This is a genomic window from Streptomyces aculeolatus, assembly GCF_020400605.1.
GTDB classification, from domain to species: domain Bacteria; phylum Actinomycetota; class Actinomycetes; order Streptomycetales; family Streptomycetaceae; genus Streptomyces; species Streptomyces aculeolatus.
In genome coordinates this window covers 226,665-246,392 of sequence record NZ_JAINRD010000004.1, presented here as the reverse complement: position 1 = coordinate 246,392, position 19,728 = coordinate 226,665, and the positions used below count along the sequence as shown (strand labels likewise).

At 73.3% G+C, this 19,728-nt stretch carries 15 protein-coding genes; 13 read left to right on the top strand and 2 right to left on the bottom strand.

The annotated features are described in order from the left end of the window. The first annotated feature begins 53 nt into the window (after positions 1–53). The 3 genes from LG396_RS09745 to LG396_RS09735 all read left to right on the top strand — a co-directional run bounded on the left by LG396_RS09745 (position 54) and on the right by LG396_RS09735 (position 3,194). Positions 54–2,021 (top strand): TIGR03960 family B12-binding radical SAM protein, encoded by a 1,968-nt coding sequence (locus tag LG396_RS09745; RefSeq protein WP_018834288.1) that lies wholly within the window; start codon positions 54–56, stop codon positions 2,019–2,021. A gap of 323 nt (positions 2,022–2,344) precedes the next feature. After that, positions 2,345–2,656, top strand: coding sequence for a hypothetical protein (locus LG396_RS09740; RefSeq protein WP_225794411.1), 312 nt, complete (start codon positions 2,345–2,347; stop codon positions 2,654–2,656). 127 nt (positions 2,657–2,783) lie between these two features. Then, on the top strand, positions 2,784–3,194 hold the full coding sequence (locus LG396_RS09735; protein ID WP_018834290.1) for a rodlin: 411 nt from the start codon (positions 2,784–2,786) through the stop codon (positions 3,192–3,194). A 189-nt stretch (positions 3,195–3,383) separates the two neighbouring features. Here the strand turns inward: LG396_RS09735 and LG396_RS09730 are convergent, their stop codons facing one another. Beyond that, a complete protein-coding gene (locus LG396_RS09730; RefSeq protein ID WP_225794410.1) occupies positions 3,384–3,848 on the bottom strand; it encodes a hypothetical protein in 465 nt (154 codons plus the stop codon). Between the two features lie 176 nt (positions 3,849–4,024). On the opposite strand from LG396_RS09730, the gene LG396_RS09725 reads away from it, so the two are divergent. The 8 genes from LG396_RS09725 to obgE all read left to right on the top strand — a co-directional run bounded on the left by LG396_RS09725 (position 4,025) and on the right by obgE (position 15,098). Next, the gene (locus tag LG396_RS09725; protein WP_186543148.1) at positions 4,025–4,579 is read left to right on the top strand and encodes a GNAT family N-acetyltransferase; all 555 of its coding nucleotides are present in this window, start codon (positions 4,025–4,027) and stop codon (positions 4,577–4,579) included. A 39-nt stretch (positions 4,580–4,618) separates the two neighbouring features. Next, positions 4,619–5,584, top strand: coding sequence for a hypothetical protein (locus LG396_RS09720; RefSeq protein WP_372483480.1), 966 nt, complete (start codon positions 4,619–4,621; stop codon positions 5,582–5,584). Positions 5,585–5,765: 181 nt separating this feature from the next. Beyond that, a complete protein-coding gene (locus tag LG396_RS09715) occupies positions 5,766–6,557 on the top strand; it encodes a TIGR03936 family radical SAM-associated protein (RefSeq protein ID WP_018834294.1) in 792 nt (263 codons plus the stop codon). A 222-nt stretch (positions 6,558–6,779) separates the two neighbouring features. Continuing rightward, on the top strand, positions 6,780–10,931 hold the full coding sequence (locus tag LG396_RS09710; RefSeq protein WP_225794408.1) for a ribonuclease E/G: 4,152 nt from the start codon (positions 6,780–6,782) through the stop codon (positions 10,929–10,931). A gap of 203 nt (positions 10,932–11,134) precedes the next feature. Continuing rightward, entirely contained in the window at positions 11,135–12,484 is a 1,350-nt protein-coding gene (locus LG396_RS09705) for a phospholipase D-like domain-containing protein (RefSeq protein ID WP_225794407.1), read from the top strand. Positions 12,485–12,874: 390 nt separating this feature from the next. Beyond that, positions 12,875–13,198, top strand: coding sequence for a 50S ribosomal protein L21 (gene rplU, locus LG396_RS09700; protein WP_018834297.1), 324 nt, complete (start codon positions 12,875–12,877; stop codon positions 13,196–13,198). Positions 13,199–13,211: 13 nt separating this feature from the next. Then, the gene (gene rpmA, locus LG396_RS09695) at positions 13,212–13,469 is read left to right on the top strand and encodes a 50S ribosomal protein L27 (RefSeq protein ID WP_018834298.1); all 258 of its coding nucleotides are present in this window, start codon (positions 13,212–13,214) and stop codon (positions 13,467–13,469) included. Positions 13,470–13,649: 180 nt separating this feature from the next. After that, complete coding sequence (obgE, locus tag LG396_RS09690; RefSeq protein WP_225794406.1) at positions 13,650–15,098, top strand: GTPase ObgE; 1,449 nt, start codon at positions 13,650–13,652, stop codon at positions 15,096–15,098. Between the two features lie 154 nt (positions 15,099–15,252). Here obgE and LG396_RS09685 read toward each other — a convergent pair whose 3' ends face one another. Beyond that, positions 15,253–17,415, bottom strand: coding sequence for a hypothetical protein (locus LG396_RS09685; protein ID WP_225794405.1), 2,163 nt, complete (start codon positions 17,413–17,415; stop codon positions 15,253–15,255). A gap of 374 nt (positions 17,416–17,789) precedes the next feature. Here LG396_RS09685 and proB point away from each other — a divergent pair, with 374 nt between their 5' ends. Both proB and LG396_RS09675 read left to right on the top strand, forming a co-directional pair. Continuing rightward, positions 17,790–18,911, top strand: coding sequence for a glutamate 5-kinase (proB, locus tag LG396_RS09680; RefSeq protein ID WP_078523775.1), 1,122 nt, complete (start codon positions 17,790–17,792; stop codon positions 18,909–18,911). A 306-nt stretch (positions 18,912–19,217) separates the two neighbouring features. Then, positions 19,218–19,703, top strand: coding sequence for a DUF8830 family protein (locus LG396_RS09675; RefSeq protein WP_225794404.1), 486 nt, complete (start codon positions 19,218–19,220; stop codon positions 19,701–19,703). Positions 19,704–19,728 lie beyond the last annotated feature (25 nt).

The window sequence follows — 19,728 nt, the reverse complement described above, 5'->3', positions numbered from 1 at the left end:
GCTGGATGGTCACCCGCGTACGTACCACAGGACCGACGAGGACAGCTTTCCCGATGACTGCCGTGCCCGCATCCACCGTCGAGTCGGTCTTCCCCCGCCTGGAAGCCCTCCTCCCGCATGTCCAGAAGCCGATCCAGTACGTAGGCGGTGAGCTGAACTCCACCGTCAAGGACTGGGACGCGGTCGACGTCCACTGGGCGCTGATGTACCCGGACGCGTACGAGGTCGGACTGCCCAACCAGGGCGTCATGATCCTCTACGAGGTGCTCAACGAGCGCGCCGACACCCTCGCCGAGCGCACGTACAGCGTGTGGCCGGACCTGGAGGAGCTGATGCGCACGCACGACGTGCCGCAGTTCACCGTGGACAGCCACCGCCCCGTGCGCGCCTTCGACCTCTTCGGCGTCTCCTTCTCCACCGAGTTGGGCTACACCAACCTCCTCGCCGCCCTCGACCTCGCCGGCATCCCGCTGGCCGCCGCCGACCGCGGCGACGACGACCCGATCGTCGTCGCCGGCGGGCACGCCGCGTTCAACCCGGAGCCGATCGCCGCTTTCGTGGACTGCGCGGTGATCGGGGACGGCGAGCAGGCCGTGCTGACGATGACCGACATCGTCAAGGCGTGGAAGGCCGAGGGCCGCCCGGGCGGGCGCGAGGAGGTGCTGCTGCGGCTGGCGCGGACGGGCGGGGTGTACGTCCCGTCGTTCTACGACGTCGAGTACCTCCCCGACGGCCGCATCGCCCGCGTCGTACCGAACCGCTCCGGCGTGCCGTGGCGGGTCTCCAAGCACACCGTCATGGACCTCGACGAGTGGCCGTACCCGAAGCAGCCGCTGGTGCCGATGGCCGAGACCGTGCACGAGCGGATGAGCGTGGAGATCTTCCGCGGCTGCACCCGCGGCTGCCGCTTCTGCCAGGCCGGCATGATCACCCGGCCGGTGCGGGAGCGCAGCATCACCGGCATCGGCGAGATGGTCGACAGGGGCCTGAAGGCCACCGGCTTCGAGGAGGTCGGCCTGCTGTCGCTGTCGTCGGCGGACCACAGCGAGATCGGCGACGTCGCCAAGGGCCTCGCCGACCGCTACGAGGAGGACAAGGTCGGGCTGTCGCTGCCCTCCACCCGGGTCGACGCCTTCAACATCGACCTGGCCAACGAGCTGACGCGCAACGGCCGCCGCTCCGGCCTGACCTTCGCCCCCGAGGGCGCCACGGAGCGCATCCGCAAGGTCATCAACAAGATGGTCTCGGAGGAGGACCTGATCCGCACCGTCGCCACCGCGTACGGCAACGGCTGGCGGCAGGTCAAGCTCTACTTCATGTGCGGGCTGCCGACCGAGACCGACGAGGACGTCGTGCAGATCGCGGACATGGCGGCCAAGGTCATCGCCAAGGGCCGCGAGGTCGCGCGGTCCAACGACATCCGCTGCACCGTCTCCATCGGCGGCTTCGTGCCCAAGCCGCACACGCCGTTCCAGTGGGCCCCGCAGCTCTCCGCCGAGGACACCGACGCCCGCCTGGAGCAGCTGCGCGACCGCATCCGCGCCGACAAGCGCCACGGCCGCGCCATCGGCTTCCGCTACCACGACGGCAAGCCCGGCATCGTCGAGGGCCTGCTCTCCCGCGGCGACCGCCGCGTCGGCGACGTCATCCGCGCGGTCTACGAGGACGGCGGGCGCTTCGACGGCTGGCGGGAGCACTTCTCGTACGAGCGCTGGATGCGCTCCGCGGACAAGGCGCTGCCCGCGCACGGCGTGGACCTCGACTGGTACACGACCCGCGAGCGGTCCTACGAGGAGGTCCTGCCCTGGGACCACCTGGACTCGGGCCTGGACAAGGACTGGCTCTGGGAGGACTGGCAGGACGCGCTCGACGAGACGGAGGTCGAGGACTGCCGCTGGACGCCCTGCTTCGACTGCGGCGTGTGCCCGCAGCTCGACACGGAGATCCAGATCGGTCCGACGGGCAAGAAGCTGCTGCCGCTCAGCGTGGTCGACGGCCGGACGGGCGGGCACGCGCATTGACGCGGGCCGGCTTCGGGCCGGCTGACGACACCCGCACGTGCGGGCGAAGAAACGGGTGGGCCCCGGACCGGAAAGCCGGTCCGGGGCCTTTTCACACCCGTTCACCGATGGCATTTCATGGCATTCCGCAGTCGCTGTTCCGGGTTACGCCGACAATCCCATCATTGCTCCGCACGGGGGACTTGTACGCGATTACTCCGCATGCCGTGTCGTCGGCGCGCCGCCCTCGTTTCGAATAGCGAAGGTGGGGTTTCAGGAGAACGGCCGTCGCTCCGACGGTAAGGAATTCGCTCCGAAGACTCCGTGGCGGAAAGGATGCCGAAGTGAAGTACGTCAAGTCTGCCGTGGTCCTGTGCGGTGCCGTCCTGGCACTCGGCACTGCCGGCCAGGCGGGCGCAGTCGACCCCGGGCTCACCAGCCCGGACCTGAGTCTGGACGCCGCGGCCCAGCAGGCCGTGGAGGGTCTGGCCAACCAGCCCACGACCGAACTGGTGCAGCACAGCCTGCCGGTCGACGGGCCGGCGGCCCGAGAGCTCGCCCGGCCGGTCGACGATGCGGCGCACGACGTCATCCAGGGCGTCCTGCCACAGAACATCCTGGCGCCCGCCGATGCGGAGTCAGGCGGCGGTTCCTGAGCGGTCGGTTTCGCTCCGGACACTATCCGATCGTTCCGAAAGGGCGATCGAGGATAACCCACTCAAGGGTGCGGAATTGTACAGCGTGCCCGCATCGTTGTTCCCTCAGGCGGAAAAGGAAAAAATCATGAAGAAGTACCTGAAGACCGCGGCGGTTGCCGTCACCATGCTCGGCGCCTCCGCGATGGCCGCCCCGCAGGCGCTGGCCGCCGACGACACCGGCGACGGCCCGTACGCCAACGGCAACGGTTCGACGCAGGCCTACGGCAACACCCAGACCGGCGGCTACATGAGCCCGAACATGGCCCTGGTCAACGGCTCGCTCAACGAGCCCTGCATCGCGCTGCCGCAGGCCGCGAAGAACGTGCAGAACATCCTCGGCCTGGCCCAGATCGGCGTGAACGAGGTCCTGAGCCAGAACCAGAACCAGACCTGCGCCAAGAACTCCAGCGCGGACCAGGGCGACGCGCCGCTGTCCCACCTGCTGGACGACTTCCCGATCATCTCGGGCAACGGCGCGGGCAACAACGCCGGCTGAGTCCCGCAGCACAGGGGAATCCCGGTACCAGGCCCGGGGCGAGTCGCACTCGCCCCGGGCCTGGGCCTTGTGCGGGGCGGGTACGGAAGCCGCGTACGGCGGCAACGGCGCCGTACGCACGCAGACGGCCCGCGGAGTGTTCTCCGCGGGCCGTCTGCGCCGGGGCTTCCGGCTGCTGTGCCGCTGCGTTCAGCCGACGATGCGCGAGACGAGCGGGCCGGCCGTCGGCAGCTCGCTCAGCGACGCGCCCTCGGCCAGCGGCCCGGTGGCCGCCGCCGTGCTCAGCGGCGCACCGTTCTCGCCGATCGCGGTGCCGACCGAGTTGTCCAGCGGATCGGAGCCGGTCTTGGCCATCGGGTTGAGCTGGAGGCCCGTCAGCGGTGCGAGCGCCGCGCGCCTGCTCGTGTCCACGCCCTGGGCGACGCCGGCCAGTGCCTCGGCGACCTGCTCGGTCTCGATCTTGTTGTCCTTGCCGACCTTCAGCTTGCCCAGGGTGTCGAGCGCCGTGCCGGGGGCCGGACCGCCCGCGGGCGCCGCGGCGGCCCCGGCCGCTCCGCCGGCCGCGAGCGCGGAGCCGGCGGCCGCCGCGATCAGGCCGGCGCGCAGCAGGGCGCGTTGCGTACGGGAGGGGAATCGGGAGGCGTGCTGGCCCATGGTCACCACCAGTGAGGAATCGACACGTTCGCGGTCATGCTTCCACAAACCCCAGGAATACCGGAAATTCTCCCAAGAGCCTCACTGTGCGCATCCGCCTCAACTGTTTTGTGAATACGCTGTGACCTCCGGTTATCCGGTTGCCGCGACGCTCCGGAGCCCGTAAGCATGGGCCGATGCCGCAACTGACCACCCCCCACGTTCGATTCCGCGCCTCGTTCGCCGGGGCGATGAAGGAGTTCGAGGCCGAGGGCAGGGGGGCGGTCGGCGACGACACGTCCATCGGCCAGGACCTCCGCCGGTGGCGCCGGCGCTGGCACGACCCCGCGGTCTTCGCCTCGTACGTCGCGGGGCTGCGCGCCGAGGCCGACGAGACGATCCCGATGATCCGCCCGGGCTGGGTGCACTGCACCACCCTCTGGTACGTGGACGGGGAGGACTACCTCGGCCGGATCGCCATCCGGCACTCGCTCACCGGCTGGCTCCGCGAGCAGGGCGGCCATATCGGCTACGACGTCCGTCCCTCCGCCCGCAGACGCGGCCACGCCACCGCTATGCTGCGCGACGCGCTGCCCGTCGCCCGCGGTCTGGGGCTGACCGAGGTGCTGGTGACGTGCGACCACGACAACGTCGGGTCGCGGAAGGTCATCGAGGCCAACGGGGGCGTGTTCGAGGACCGGCGCGGTCTGAAGCTGCGGTACTGGGTCGCCACGGGGGCGGCGCGGGCGTAGCGGCGCACGGGGGCGCGTCCGCGCGGGCGGACGAGGGGGATGAGGGCTGTGGCCCAGGAGCGGGAACGGAACCCGGAACGGAACCGGGAGCGGTACGGGCCGAAGGCGCCGGGCGGCGACGCGGCCGGCGGGGGCTGTCTCGCCGCCCCGGTCCGCTGGGTGGTGCTGATCCTCGTGGTGCCGGTCCGGGCGGTGTGGGACGTGCTCGTGGCCGCCCTGAAGGGGCTCGGTAGGGCGCTTCTGTGGCTGGCCGAGCGCCTGGTGGCGCGGCCCGTGGTCTGGCTGTGCCGCAGGGTGCTGGCGCCGCTGGGCCGCGGCGTGGCCCGGGTCTGGCGGTGGCTGGTCGTCGCGCCCGTGGCGTGGGTGTGGCGGTGGCTGGTCGTGACGCCGGCCGCCTGGCTGTACGCGAACCTCATGACCCCCGCCGGGCACGGTCTGCGGTGGCTGCTGCACTACCTCGTCGTCGTCCCCGCGATCGCACTCCACCGCCACGTCCTGCGCCCCGTCGGCCGCGGGATCGCCTACGCGATCGACGCCGCGGCGGCAGGGCTGGTGTGGGCGTGGGACCGGCTGGTGGTGGCGCCGCTGAAGCTGCTCTGGTCGTACGTCCTCAAGCCGCTCGGCAAGGGCCTGCTGTGGGTGCTCCGCATGCTCCTCACCGCTGTCGGCTGGGTGCTGCACATGCTCCTCGTCCCCTTCCTCCTCCTCTGGCGCTACGTGATCGCCCCCGTCTGGCCCGTCGCCGGGCGCATCACCCGCTGGTTCTGGAACGCCACCGCCCGCCCCCTGGGCCGGGCCGTCCGCAGCGCCTGGCGCACCGTCCGGGACGCCTTCGCGGCGGCGCGGGCGACGGCCCGCCGCACCCGCATGGAGCTGCGTGCCGCGCTCTTCGGCGGCCCGCGGAATCCCGCGCCCGGTCCGGCGCGGCAACCGGCAGGAACGGCGCCCGCGGACGCCGCCGCGCCCGCCGTGGACCTGGTCAAGCACGGGCCGGAGCGCCGCTGACCGCCCGTTCCGCGGCGGCGCCGGCCGCCAACGCCGCGTTCGTGCTACCTACATGAAAGACGGACGGAGCGCAGCCGCCGGAAGGGCGGGCACGTACCCTGGGGGCAGGACAAGCTCTCGGACGAAGGACTGAACGACTCTGGGCAAGCGACAGCCCGAAGGCCCGCCGCCCGCACCCCCGGTGCAGCGCATCCGACTCCGCTACACCAAGCGCGGCCGCCTCCGGTTCAACAGTCACCGCGACTTCCAGCGCGCCTTCGAGCGGGCGCTGCGCCGGGCCGAGGTGCCCATGGCGTACTCCGCCGGCTTCACCCCCCACCCCAAGGTCTCGTACGCGAACGCGGCGCCCACCGGCACCGCGAGCGAGGCCGAGTACCTGGAGATCGCGCTCACCGAGGTCCGCGACCCGGAGCTGCTGCGCGCGCTGCTCGACGAGTCCCTGCCCGACGGCCTCGACGTCGTCGACGCCGTCGAGGCCCGCGCCCCGGGGCTCGCGGACCGGCTGGGGGCCTCGGTGTGGGAGCTGCGGCTCGACGGCGTGCCGCCCGCCACGGCCGAGGAGGCGGTACGCGCCTTCCTGGCCGCGGAGACGGTCGAGGTGGAACGGCAGACGAAGAAGGGGATGAGAACCTTCGACACGCGCGGCGCGGTGGCCGCGCTCGACGTGCTCCCGGACGGGGGCGATAGGCCGCAGGCGGGTCCCTGTGCGATACTGCGGCTGGTAGTGCGGCACCTGACACCTGCCGTACGACCCGACGACGTCCTGTCCGGCCTGCGAGTCGCGGCTGACCTGGCGCCGCCGGTCCCGGCAGCGGTGACCAGGCTGGCGCAGGGGCCGCTCGACGCGGAGACCGGCACGGTGACCGATCCGCTTGCGCCGGACCGCGACGATGCCGACGAGACCAAGGCCCTCGCCGCCACACCGCAGGTCGCGAGCGGAACCCCGCCCACGGCAGGGGACGGCACCGGATAGGGACGGTGTCGAAGCGCCGCCGGTGGACGAGGGAGCCACCCCGGACCCGGCAGGCGCATGGACCAGCAGACTTTCGCCGGTCCGCCCGAGGAGGGCGGGTCCGGCGAGCGAGACAAGAGCCCTCGCGCGGCGCATACGTCCCGGGCGGTGGCCCTGTGCACGGCACGGGCGCCGCCGCGTACGGGGAGTGGCGCCCGGGGGCGTGACGGGAGAACCGCCCGCATGCTCGAACCGATTGAGCCCTCGGAAGCGCAGTCGCCTTCCGCGGGCATCACCGGCGATGCCCAAGCCGCCGTCGGCGGACCGCTCGACACCCCCAGCGACCGCCTGCCCTTCCGCCGCCAGCGTGCGGCGGCGGAGCCGGCCGCCGGGGACCCGGGGCCGGCGCCGACCCATGAGCCCGCCGTGGAAACGGCGGGCATGCCCACGTCCGCGCTCACGGAGCCGGCCGTGGACGCAGCAGCCGAGGCCGCCGGCCAGTCCGCGGCCGCCCCGCCGGCGAGGCGTTCGCGGCGCAGGGTCGTCCGTGACGCCGGCACGCCGGAGGCCGCCGTGCCGGACACCACCGCGGTGCCGACGGGCGAGCAGCCCGGCTCCGCGACGGCCGGGCACGCGGTGTCCGCGTCCGCTCAGGACCGGGACGCCGCCGAGCCGGCCGCCGAGGCCGCGCCGCCGCGCAGGCGGCGGGTCGTACGGGATGCGGGGACGCCGCAGCCGGCGGCCGCCGCGGACCCCGTACCGCAGCCCGCCGCGGCCGGCGACACCGCCACCACAGACCACAACGACAGCACCAACGAGGGAGCCCACACCGTGGCCGACAACGAAACAGAGGCCGAGGGCGCCGATACTTCCGCCGACTCCGGCCCCCGCCGCAGGCGCCGCCGGGTGACCCGCACGGCGGGCACCCCGGCCGCCGGCACCGAGCAGGCGCCGCAGACCGCGGCGGAGCCGGTCGCCGAGGCCGCGCCGCAGCCGGCGACGGAGGCCGGGCCCGCCCCGGCCGCCGCGGAGGCCGCGCCGGAAGCGGACGCCGACGCCGCCCCGAAGGGGCGCAAGCGCCGCCGTGTCGTACGCAGCGCAGCCACCCCGGAGGCGGTGGAGCCCGCCGCCGAGCAGCCCCTGACCGCGCCCGCCGAGGCCCCGGCGGCCGAAGAGGAGCCGGCGCCGCGCGCCCGCCGCGCCCGCCGCCGCAAGGCCGACGCCGACGCCGAGACCCCCGAAGCCGCGGAGACCGCGGCCGCCGCCGCGCCCGCCGCCGAGGACGCCGCCGAGCCCGCCGCGGGCACCCGGCGCCGCAGGTCCCGCCGGGTCACGGCCCCCGCGGGCGAGCCCACCCACGTCGAGCCCGCCGCCGAGGCGCCGGCCGCCGACTCCGCTCCGGCCGCGCAGGCCGCCGCCGAGCCCGCCGACGCCGCAGCCGCCGCCCCCGCCGACACCGAGCCGGCCGCCGGCACCGGCCGCCGCCGTACCCGCCGCGTGACCGCCCCGGCCGGCGAGCCCGCCGCCGACGCCGCGAGCGCGCCCGGCGAGCAGGCCGCCGAGCCCGAGGCCGCCGCCCCCCGCCGCCGTACCCGCCGCGCCGCCGCCTCCGCCGGCGAGACCGGGACCGCCGCCCAGGCCGCGCCCGCCGAGGCCGCCGCCGAGCCCGAGGCCGCCACCCCCCGGCGCCGCGCCCGCCGGGCCGCCGCCGAGCCGGCCGCGGACGACGCCGCCGGGCAGTTCTCCGACCCCGGCGCCGAGCAGTCCGCGCCCGGCTTCGGGGCCGCGCCGCTCGCGCTGTTCCAGGCGCCGGTGTTCACCGAGCCCGCGTTCCAGACGCCGCAGCGCGCCGCCGCCGAGGCGGCGGTGGGCCCGGAGGAGGCCGAAGAGGCCGACGAGACCGAAGAGACCGAAGAGACCGAAGAGACCGAAGAGACGGGGACGGAGGCCGCGGCGGAAGCCGGCGCCGAGGCCGCCGAGGACCGCGACGAGCAGGACGAGGACGGCGAGGACCGCGGCCGCCGCCGGCGCCGCCGCGGCGGACGCCGCAGGCGGCGCGGCGAGGGCGCCGAGGACGGCGACCGCGGCGACGAGGGCGCCGAGTCCGACGAGGACGCCCGCGAGGCCGACGCGGAGGCCGGGGACGGCGACGCCGAGGACGGCGACCGTGGCAAGGGCGGCTCCGCCAGCAGCACCAGCAGCCGCCGGCGCCGCCGCCGGCGCCGCCGTACCGAGGGCGCGGACGGCTCCGAGGGCGCGTCCGACGACCCGGAGCGCACGGTCGTCAAGGTCCGCGAGCCCCGCGCCAAGGCCGAGCCCAGCGACGAGGTGCAGTCCATCAAGGGCTCCACCCGGCTGGAGGCGAAGAAGCAGCGCCGCCGCGAGGGCCGCGAGCAGGGCCGCCGGCGGGTGCCGATCATCACCGAGGCCGAGTTTCTGGCCCGCCGCGAGGCGGTGGAGCGCGTCATGGTGGTGCGCCAGCAGGGCGACCGTACGCAGATCGGCGTGCTGGAGGACAACGTCCTCGTCGAGCACTACGTCAACAAGGAGCAGTCGGCGTCGTACGTCGGCAACGTCTACCTCGGCAAGGTGCAGAACGTCCTGCCCTCCATGGAGGCCGCGTTCGTCGACATCGGCAAGGGCCGCAACGCGGTCCTCTACGCCGGCGAGGTCAACTTCGAGGCCCTCGGCCTCGCCCACAGCCCGCGCCGCATCGAGCACGCGCTGAAGTCCGGCCAGTCCGTCCTGGTCCAGGTCACCAAGGACCCCATCGGCCACAAGGGCGCCCGCCTGACCAGCCAGGTCTCGCTGCCCGGCCGCTACCTCGTGTACGTGCCCGAGGGCTCGATGACCGGCATCAGCCGCAAGCTGCCCGACACCGAGCGGGCCCGGCTGAAGACGATCCTGAAGAAGATCGTCCCCGAGGACGCCGGCGTCATCGTCCGTACGGCCGCCGAGGGCGCCAGCGAGGACGAGCTGCGCCGGGACGTGGAGCGGCTGCAGAAGCAGTGGGAGGACATCCGCAAGAAGGCGAAGAGCGGCAACGCGCCCACGCTGCTGTACGGCGAGCCGGACATGACCGTCCGCGTCGTCCGCGACATCTTCAACGAGGACTTCTCGAAGGTCATCGTCAGCGGCGGGAAGGCGTGGGACACCATCCACGGCTACGTCTCGCACGTGGCGCCGGACCTCGTCGAGCGGCTGTCGAAGTGGACGTCGGAGGTGGACGTCTTCGCCACGTACCGCATCGACGAACAGCTGATGAAGGCGCTGGACCGCAAGGTGTGGCTGCCCTCTGGCGGCTCGCTGGTGATCGACAGGACCGAGGCCATGGTCGTGGTCGACGTCAACACCGGCAAGTTCACCGGGCAGGGCGGCAACCTGGAGGAGACGGTCACCAGGAACAACCTGGAGGCGGCCGAGGAGATCGTGCGGCAGCTCAGGCTGCGGGACCTCGGCGGCATCATCGTGATCGACTTCATCGACATGGTGCTGGAGTCCAACAGGGACCTGGTGCTGCGCCGGCTGCTGGAGTGCCTGGGCCGGGACCGTACGAAGCACCAGGTCGCGGAGGTGACGTCGCTGGGCCTGGTGCAGATGACCCGCAAGCGGGTCGGGCAGGGCCTGCTGGAGTCGTTCTCCGAGCCGTGCGCGCACTGCAACGGCCGCGGCGTCATCGTGCACATGGACCAGGCCACGGCGGCCGGGTCCGGCGGCGGCAAGCGCAAGAAAAAGGGCAAGGAAGGCAAGGAAGCCAAGGACGTCAGGGAAGCGAAGGACGTCAAGGAGCCCAAGGAGGCCAGGGACGTCCAGGGCGGCGCTGAGGCGAAGGCGGCCGAGGCCGCTCCCGCCGAGGCCGCGGGTGCCGAGCCCGTCGTGCCTGCCGTGGTGCCCGAGCAGGCCGGGGCCGGCGAGCCCGCGGAGGCGACGCGCCCGGCCCGTACGCGGCGGCGGGTGACCCGCAAGGCGATGTCGCCGGGCGGGACGCCGAAGGCCGCGGAGGCGGCGGACGCGGAGCCCGCCGGTGCGGACGCGGGGGCGGAGGCGGCGCCGGTGGCCGCGGAGGCGGCGGCGGAGCCCGCAGCGGCGTCCGTGGCGGCCGTGGAGCCCGTCCAGGCCCCGGAGCCGGCCGCCGTGGAGGCGGACGCCGCGGAGAAGCCCCGGGCCCGTAAGAAGACCGCTGCCAAGCGCGCCTCCGCCAAGAAGGCGACGGCGAAGAAGGCCGCGGCCAAGAAGACGGCGACGACCACCGCGAAGAAGGCCGCGACCAAGTCCGCCGCCACCAAGGCGGCGACGAAGGCCACGGCGAAGAAGTCGGCGAAGAAGTCGGTCAAGAAGACCGCCGCGGCCGAGCAGGGCTCCCCGGCCTCGGTCTCCGTCACCACGGAGGGCTGACGCCGCAGGATCCGTTTCGTACGCCCCTCGCCCCGCCGGTCCGCCGGCGGGGCGAGGGGTGTTCTGTCCCCCTTTGTCGGTGCGCTTGACATCGCTCCGCGTGCCGGTTTTGATACACCGCACTCGAACGCGCGGGCGCCCCCATCGCACGGCAGGTCGAGGCAGCACCCGGCAGCCGTGCACCCCAGGGGGTCGTTCCTTCCATGTCCGTGTTCAAGCCCACCGGGCGCCACCGGGCCGTCGCGCCGCGCAAGGGCGCGCGCCAGGCCGTCGCCCTGGCCACCGTCCTGTCCGCCGCCGGCGCCACCGCCGTGACCGGCGCGGGCAGCGCGGCGGCGGAGCCGCGGGTGTGGATCGAGGGGCCGATCTTCAACGACCCGCTGGGCACCGTGGACGAGCAGCACGCGATCCGCACCCGGCTGATCGAGCTGACCGACGCGGCGGTCCCCGGCTCGACGATCAAGGTGGCGGTCTACCACATCTGGGAGCAGCCGATCGTGGACGCGCTCGTACGCGCCCGCGCGCGCGGCGTGAACGTCCAGGTGCTGCTGGACGAGTCGAGCCGCAGCGACCGGCCGGACAACACCATGTACGGCAGCCTGAAGGCGGCGCTCGGCACGAGCACGGCGGCCGGGTCGTTCGTCAAGCTCTGCCCGGTCGACAAGTCCTGCCTCGGCGACCCGAAGTACGGGACGTCGATCATGCACAACAAGTTCTGGCTCTTCTCCGAGGTCGAGGGCGCCCGCGACGTCGTCGTCCAGACGACCTCCAACTCGACCCCCTCCGCGCACACGAAGTTCTTCAACGACGCCCTCCTGCTGCCGAACAACCCGGCGATGTACGGGGCGTACTCGGAGTACTTCCGCGACATGGTCGGCGCCCAGTGGTCGACCTGGCGCTACCGCGCCGTGACCGCCAGCAACGGCCTCTACAAGGCGTACTTCTTCCCGCGGGCCGGGACCACCAACAGCACCGACACGATCCACGCCGTCCTCGACAACGTGCGCTGCACGTACAAGGACGCCACCGGCGCGACCCAGCGCACCCTGGTCCGGGTGGCGATCTTCAAGATCACCCGCAAGGCGATCGCCGACAAGCTCGTCGCGCTGAAGAAGGCGGGCTGCGGCGTCAGCCTCGTCTACGCCGAGTCCGACAGCGCCAGGAGCCAGGGCGGCACCCCCGGCACCTGGGAGGTGCTGCACGCCTCGGGCGGGCCCTCGCTGCGCTGCTACAACGACGACCGCGACCCGCAGAACCCGGGCCAGAAGCTGACCACGCCGTACATCGTGCACAACAAGTACGTGCTGATCGACGGCATGTACGCCGGCTCCCGGGACAAGCTGGTCTTCACCGGCTCGCAGAACTTCACCGGCCCCGCGCTGCGCGAGAACGACGAGGCCGTGGTCAAGATCGACAGCGACCCCGTGCACGACACGTACGTCGACCACTACACGTCGGTGCGGAGCGTCGCGTGGCCCGGGACCGCGGACAGGACGAACCTGTGCCAGGGTGTGAAGCCGCTGCCCCAGGACGGCGAGCGCGCCTTCCGCTAGGGCCTGTCGTTTGGATCTTCGCCGGGCTCGCGACGCCTGGCACCGCTCCCCCACAGCGCGCAGAGCGCGCGTGGGCGGTACCCCCTGCGGCGTTGTCGTCGGTCGACGACGCTCCGCGTCGCCTCCCTCCTCCGCCTTGCGATGCACGGCACCAGCCGCCGCTCCCCGATCCGGCAAGATCCAAACGACCGGCCCAGACCGGTTTGACCAGGCGGTCAAGGGGCCCGTAATCTGGTTCGTCGGCGTGTCTGTGTGACATGCCAGGCCTCTGAGCAACTCCCTCCCGCGGTCTCCTCGTGAGCGGCGGGAGAGGCCGCTCATCCCATGTGCCCCAGCCGAGCGGCTGGCATCAGGGGTCTCCGTCGCGACTGAGGAAGAGAGCTGAAGCGCGTGTACGCGATCGTGCGCACCGGCGGCCGCCAGCAGAAGGTTTCTGTGGGCGACGTCATCGAGGTAGACCGGATTTCCAGCAAGAGCGTCGGCGACAGCGTCGAGCTCTCCACTCTGCTCGTCGTCGACGGCGAGACCGTGACCAGCGACCCCTGGGTCCTGGACGGCGTGAAGGTCCAGGCCGAGGTCGTGGACCACCACAAGGGCGACAAGATCGACATCCTGAAGTACAAGAACAAGACCGGTTACCGCAAGCGGATCGGTCACCGCCAGCTGCACACCGCGCTGAAGATCACCCAGATCCCCGCGCCGGCCGCGAAGTAAGGACTGAGGAGAGATGGCACACAAGAAGGGCGCATCGTCCACTCGGAACGGTCGCGACTCCAACGCCCAGCGGCTCGGCGTCAAGCGCTTCGGCGGCCAGGTCGTCGGCGCCGGTGAGATCATCATCCGGCAGCGCGGCACCAAGTTCCACCCGGGCACCGGCGTGGGCCGCGGCGGCGACGACACGCTGTTCGCGCTGATCCCCGGCGCGGTCAAGTTCGGCACCAGCCGCGGCCGCAAGGTCGTGAACATCGTCCCGGCCGCCGAGTAACCACCGGCTCCGGACACCACACAGCTGATCCGAGGGCGGTCCGCCGCTCCGCACGTGCCACGGAGTACGTGCGGGGAAGCCGGGCCGCCCTCGGCGTGTTCCCATGACGGCGTACGGCACGAGCGTCCCGTACGCCGCCGCAGACCCTGATCGCTCCACACCGCCGGGAGGCACACCCCAATGACCACCTTCGTGGACCGCGTCACCCTGCACGTGGCCGCGGGCAACGGGGGACACGGCTGCGCCTCCGTACACCGCGAGAAGTTCCGGCCGCTCGGCGGCCCCGACGGCGGCAACGGCGGGCACGGCGGGGACGTCATCCTCACCGTCGACCAGAACGTCACCACCCTGATCGACTACCACCACACCCCCCACCGCAAGGCCACCAACGGCAAGCCGGGCGAGGGCGGCGACCGCGCGGGCGCCAACGGCAAGGACCTCGTCCTGTCGGTACCGGACGGCACGGCCGTCCTCACCCAGGACGGCGAGGTGCTCGCCGACCTCGTCGGGCACGGCACCACCTACGTCGCCGCCCGCGGCGGCCGCGGCGGCCTCGGCAACGCCGCGCTGGCCTCCCAGCGCCGCAAGGCCCCCGGCTTCGCGCTGCTCGGCGAGCCGGGCACCGCCCAGGACGTGGTGCTGGAGCTGAAGACCGTCGCCGACGTCGCGCTCGTGGGCTACCCGAGCGCCGGCAAGTCGTCCCTGATCAGCGTGCTGTCCGCGGCCAAGCCCAAGATCGCCGACTACCCGTTCACCACCCTGGTGCCCAACCTCGGCGTCGTCACCGCAGGCGCCGTGACGTACACGATCGCCGACGTCCCCGGCCTCATCCCGGGCGCCAGCGAGGGCCGCGGCCTCGGGCTGGAGTTCCTGCGGCACGTCGAGCGCTGCTCGGTGCTCGTGCACGTGCTGGACACCGCGACCCTGGAGTCCGACCGCGACCCCGTCAGCGACCTCGACGTCATCGAGGAGGAACTGCGCGCGTACGGCGGCCTGGACGACCGGCCGCGCGTGGTCGTCCTCAACAAGATCGACATCCCGGACGGCCACGACCTGGCCGAGATGGTGCGCCCCGACCTCGAAGAGCGCGGCTTCACGGTCTACGAGGTGTCCGCGGTCGCCCGTACGGGCCTGAAGGAGCTGTCGTACGGGCTCGCCGGCATCGTCTCCGCGGCGCGCGCGGCGCGGCCCAAGCAGGAGTCGACGCGGATCGTCATCCGGCCGCAGGCCGTCGACGAGGCGGGCTTCACCGTCGCCCGCGAGGGCGGCGACGGGGACGGCTCCTCCCTGTTCCGTATCACCGGCGAGAAGCCGGAGCGCTGGGTGCGCCAGACCGACTTCGGCAACGACGAGGCCGTCGGCTACCTCGGCGACCGGCTGAACCGGCTGGGCGTCGAGGATCAGCTCCGCAAGGCGGGCGCGAAGCCCGGCGACGACGTCGTCATCGGCACCGGCGACGACGCCGTCGTCTTCGACTGGGAGCCGGCCATGGCCTCGGGCGCGGAGATGCTGGGCCGGCGCGGCGAGGACCACCGCTTCGACGCCCCGCGCCCGGCCGCGCAGCGCCGCCGGGAACGGGACGCGGAGCGGGCGGAGGAGGAGTACGAGGACTTCGACCCCTTCGCGTGACGCGGAACGACGACGGCGGCGGCCCGCGGGATCGTGCTCCCGCGGGCCGCCGCCGTTCACGTCTCCAGGTCGGGATCCGCCTCCGGGTCGAACTCCGCCTCCGCGCTCGCGTCGGCGTCCTCGCCCGGCACCGGATCCGTGTCGGGGACGCGGCCTAGACGCCTGCCGGCTCCTCCGGCTCCAGCTCCATCTCCTCGGCCGCGTCCCGACGCTGTGAAGGGATATCGGACTCCCCTCGCGCGTCCATGCGCGCCGCGCGCGCATCCGCCTTGGCGCACAGCGCCACCGCGGCGGCGTTGAAGCGCTCCAGCGACGGCGGGTCGGAGGGCCCGAGCAGGTGCTCCTTCAGCTCGGCGCGGGCCCGGACCAGCGTGTCGTGCTCCGGGTCGCGGACGGCTTCGAGGAGGGCGGGGACCTGCTTCGCCTTCGGACCGAGGATGGTGCCGGCCCGCACGGTCGGGAACTCCGCCTTGAACTCGGCCTCCGTCAGCCCGCTGGTGTTGGCGACCGCGTACGGCTTCTCGCTGGACAGGTAGTCCGAGATGACGCTGGAGACATCGCTGACCAGCACGTCCGCGACGTTGAAGCAGGCGTAGATGCCGGGGCGCGAGTCGGTGATGATCTGGTGCTCCCACGCGGGCAGCGAGGCCCAGTACGCGGCCTCCCAGGCGTCGGACGCGGCCTGCACGGCCTCGGCCCGGCCGGCCTCCGGGGAGGACTGCACGAGCATGCGCTCGACCTCGTCGGCGCCGGGCCGGAAGGTCGACGTGGCCAGTGCGTCCAGCTCCGTCTGCGCCCGGGCCAGCTCGGCGGCGGCCTCCGGTCCGGGCCGTTCGACGCCCCGCCCGGCCGCGGCCGTACGTTCGGCGCGGTCGGCGCTTTCGGCACCCGAGCCGTCCGAGCCGCCCGGGTTGCCCGCGGCGGCCTCCGCGACCATGGCGGCGTTCGCCTCGGTGATCATCGCCTGGATCCGCTTGTTGGCCTCGCCCGCGCGGACGTCGACCGAGCCGGTCAGCGGGTGCGGCTTGTACAGCAGCCGCACCTTGGGGTCGGCGAGCAGCTCGCGCACGATGTTCTCGCCGGCCAGCACGACGGAGGTGTTGCCGGGGTTGCCGTCCCAGCCCTCCCAGGTGGGGGCGTACAGCACGGTGGTCAGGCCGTCGGACGGCGGCGGCCCCGGGTACGGGCGGATCGGCGCGAGCTGCGGGCGGCCGACCTCGACCACGTCGTGGTCGTCGACGCCGATGTCGGCGAGCTGGTAGCGGTCGCGGGCCGCGGGGCCGGCCACCCACACCTCGTCGTACGCCTTCGCGTACGGGTTGCAGCTCGACAGCTTGTCGCTCTCGCCGTGGTTGGTGAAGGCGTGCTTGATCGTGGGGATGCGCAGCACCTGCGAGGTCTTCCCGGAGTTCGACGGGTGCAGCAGCATCTTCAGGGTCGAGTGCTCCAGGAGCATCAGGTCGGCGACCTTGGGCAGGCAGACGATCGGCACGTCGGTGGCGGTGATCTTCTGCACCATGAAGCGCTCGCGGAGCACGATCAGCGGCTTGCCGTCGAGGGCCGCCAGCGTGGAGACCCACATGTTGGCCTGGTACGCGGACGTGGCGCCGCCGGAGAAGTAGAGGCCGACGGTCGGGCGGTACTCCTGCAGCCAGCCGGCGAACCACTCGCGTACGCGCTGGTCGTCGGCGGTGCGCTTGCCGGGCAGCAGCCACGTCGCCAGGTACAGGGCGCCGCCCAGGCTCAGCGCCAGCGAGATGCCGAGGCCCAGCACGCCCCACACCGCGTCCGCGGTGGCGGCCGTGGTCAGCAGTCCGACCGTGACCGGCACGGAGAGGTAGAGCAGGCGGTGGCTGGAGCGGCGGGCGAGGATCCGCGGCGGGGCGGGGGAGAGGCCCAGCGCGGAGACGTCGACGTTCCGGGTGACGACCGGCACGGTGCGGTCCCGGCGGACCATGATCGTGACGCCCTGGATGAGGAAGTGCAGCAGATACGACGACAGCAGCATGACCGTCAGCGGCGACTGCTCCTTCAGCGGCTCGATGCCGTCGATCTGCAGCAGGCCGAAGAGGATGAGCATGTCGCGCAGCAGCTGGCGGACCATGACGTCGAAGCGGACCCTGCTAAGCAGGGAGAGCAGCCCGGGCTGCTGGTGCTGGAGATAGAGGTCGAGGGCGAGGCCGCCCGCCGCCGCGGCGACGAGCAGCGGCACGTTGGGCTTGAGCGCGCCGACGAGCTGCGCGCAATACGCTGCTAGCAGCGCTGTCAGCGCCATGAGCTGCACGGCGCGGCGGGGGGCGATACCGGCTAGAGGCACGGGTGCTGACTCCTGGCAGGGAGGTCGTGAGGACAGTCCCGGGACCGCGTGGTTCCGGGGGTGGTAGGGAGTTGACCCCAGACCGTATGACGGTCACGGGGCAGGAGACAATTCTCCACCCGGCATGGGCGGCCAATCGGGCTCAAATGCGTGTAGCGGGCCTCGGTGACCTTTTCGTTTTTGCGATGAGCGCATTTCTTCCGGAGCGCCGCACCGGGCGGACCCGGTCCGGGCGGGTCCGGGCCGGGCCGGGGGCGCCGGGGTCCGGACGGTTGTCCGTACCGTGGGACGGCGCGGCCCGCGGGCCGGGCGGTGGCGTAGATTCGCAGTTCCGTACGTATCGGACGCGGGCCGGGAAAGCGCAGGGGTAACAGGTGGCAGGGGCGAGTCGGGAAGCCGCGGCGGGGGCCGGCAGGATCGTCGTGAAGGTGGGGTCGTCCTCGCTGACCACCGCGTCCGGCGGGTTGGACGCGGACCGGGTCGACGCGCTGGTGGACGCGCTCGCCAAGCACCCCGGGCGGGAGATCGTGCTGGTCAGCTCCGGGGCCATCGCCGCCGGGCTGGCGCCGCTCGGCCTCGGCAAGCGGCCCCGCGACCTGGCTCGGCAGCAGGCTGCGGCCAGCGTCGGGCAGGGGCTGCTGATGGCCCGCTACACCGCCTCGTACGCCCGCTACGGCAGGCGTGTCGGGCAGGTGCTGCTGACCACCGACGACATGAGCCGCCGCACCCACTACCGCAACGCGCAGCGCACCCTGGAGCAGCTGCTCGCCATGGGCGCCGTGCCCGTCGTCAACGAGAACGACACGGTCGCGACCGAGGAGATCCGCTTCGGCGACAACGACCGCCTCGCCGCCCTCGTCGCCCATCTGGCCCGCGCGGACCTGCTGGTCCTCCTCTCCGACGTCGACGGCCTCTACGACGGCCCGCCCGCCGCCCCCGGCACCTCCCGCATCGCCGAGGTGCGCCACCGCGGTGAGCTGGCCGGGGTCCGGCTCGGCCCCGCGGGGCGGGCCGGCGTGGGCACGGGCGGCATGGTGACCAAGGTCGAGGCCGCCCGGATCGCCACCGGCGAGGGCGTGCCCGTCGTGCTGACCTCCGCCGTGCATGCGGACGCGGCGCTGGCGGGGAAGCCCACAGGCACGTACTTCCACCCCACCGGGCGGCGGGCGCGGGGCCGGCTGCTGTGGCTCGCGCACGCCTCCACCCCGCAGGGGGCGCTGGTGCTGGACGACGGCGCGGTCCGGGCCGTCACCGAGCGGCGCACCTCGCTGCTGCCGGCGGGGATCAAGGAGGTGGAGGGCCGGTTCACGGCGGGCGACCCGGTGGAGCTGCGGGACACGGCGGGCCGGGCGGTCGCCCGCGGGCTCGTCGCCTTCGATGCCGAGGAGCTGCCCCGGCTGCTCGGGCGCTCCACCCGCGAGCTGGCCAAGGAGCTGGGTCCGGCGTACGAGCGCGAGGTCGTGCACCGGGACGACCTCGTGGTGCTCGACAACTGAGGCGTGACGGCGGCGCGGCGGGTGCGCGGTCGCGGCTGACGCGGCAGCTCCTCGGCGTCGAAGGCGGCAACAGAGGTGCCGCAACTGCCGGGCGGCAAGTGACGGTTGCCGGGGGGTGCGCGGCAAGCGGCGCGCGACGGGCGCCGCACCCCGCGTGAGACCGGCGCGCGGCGCGCGAAAAAACCGGTGTCGCGGCAGAGACCTTGGGCAAAAGCACCACGGGCGACCGCGTCGGCTGGTCAACTTTGTTGTATGGGGCTGCCGCGGCGCGCAGCCCGTTGCAGACTCGTATTCAGGAGGCCGCCCGTGACACAAGGGCGTCCAGGGGCGCTGCCCCGGGGAACGGCACAGCGGACGCTGACCAGCGTCAAGGGGACCGGAGGTGGGCATGCGGGCAGCGTGGCGGAGCCGGGGGCCGGGGCGGACGCCGACGGGTCCGCCCCGGACGGTGCCCACCGGCTGTGGCACGTCACGCTGAGCGTCGCAGGACCCGAAGCCCCGCTGAAGGAGGTCAGACGCGGCCTCGAACGGCTCGCGCACGACCATCCCTTCCTGCTGACCAGCCGCTATGCCAACGACCACGCCGAGATCCGCTACTGGGAAGAGGCCCGCGACCTGCACGACGCGGCGGCCGTGGCCCTGCGGCTCTGGGGGGAGCACCGGGCGTCGGCGCAGCTGCCGCCGTGGGAGATCGTCGGCCTGGAGGTGATCGCGCGGGAGACGTACCACCAGCGCATCGCCGACGGCTACGGACCGGCCCCGGCGGTGCCCGTGGGGGTGCATCCGTTCTGAGCCGCGGCGGCCGGTCCGGGCGGCA

Bases quoted from the DNA above. Each gene is read 5' to 3' on its own strand.
- LG396_RS09725 (WP_186543148.1), top strand. From the start codon at position 4,025: ATGCCGCAACTGACCACCCCCCACGTTCGATTCCGCGCCTCGTTCGCC.
- LG396_RS09745 (WP_018834288.1), top strand. From the start codon at position 54: ATGACTGCCGTGCCCGCATCCACCGTCGAGTCGGTCTTCCCCCGCCTG.
- rpmA (WP_018834298.1), top strand. From the start codon at position 13,212: ATGGCACACAAGAAGGGCGCATCGTCCACTCGGAACGGTCGCGACTCC.
- LG396_RS09735 (WP_018834290.1), top strand. From the start codon at position 2,784: ATGAAGAAGTACCTGAAGACCGCGGCGGTTGCCGTCACCATGCTCGGC.
- obgE (WP_225794406.1), top strand. From the start codon at position 13,650: ATGACCACCTTCGTGGACCGCGTCACCCTGCACGTGGCCGCGGGCAAC.
- LG396_RS09720 (WP_372483480.1), top strand. From the start codon at position 4,619: ATGAGGGCTGTGGCCCAGGAGCGGGAACGGAACCCGGAACGGAACCGG.
- LG396_RS09710 (WP_225794408.1), top strand. From the start codon at position 6,780: ATGCTCGAACCGATTGAGCCCTCGGAAGCGCAGTCGCCTTCCGCGGGC.
- LG396_RS09730 (WP_225794410.1), bottom strand. From the start codon at position 3,848: ATGGGCCAGCACGCCTCCCGATTCCCCTCCCGTACGCAACGCGCCCTG.
- LG396_RS09705 (WP_225794407.1), top strand. From the start codon at position 11,135: ATGTCCGTGTTCAAGCCCACCGGGCGCCACCGGGCCGTCGCGCCGCGC.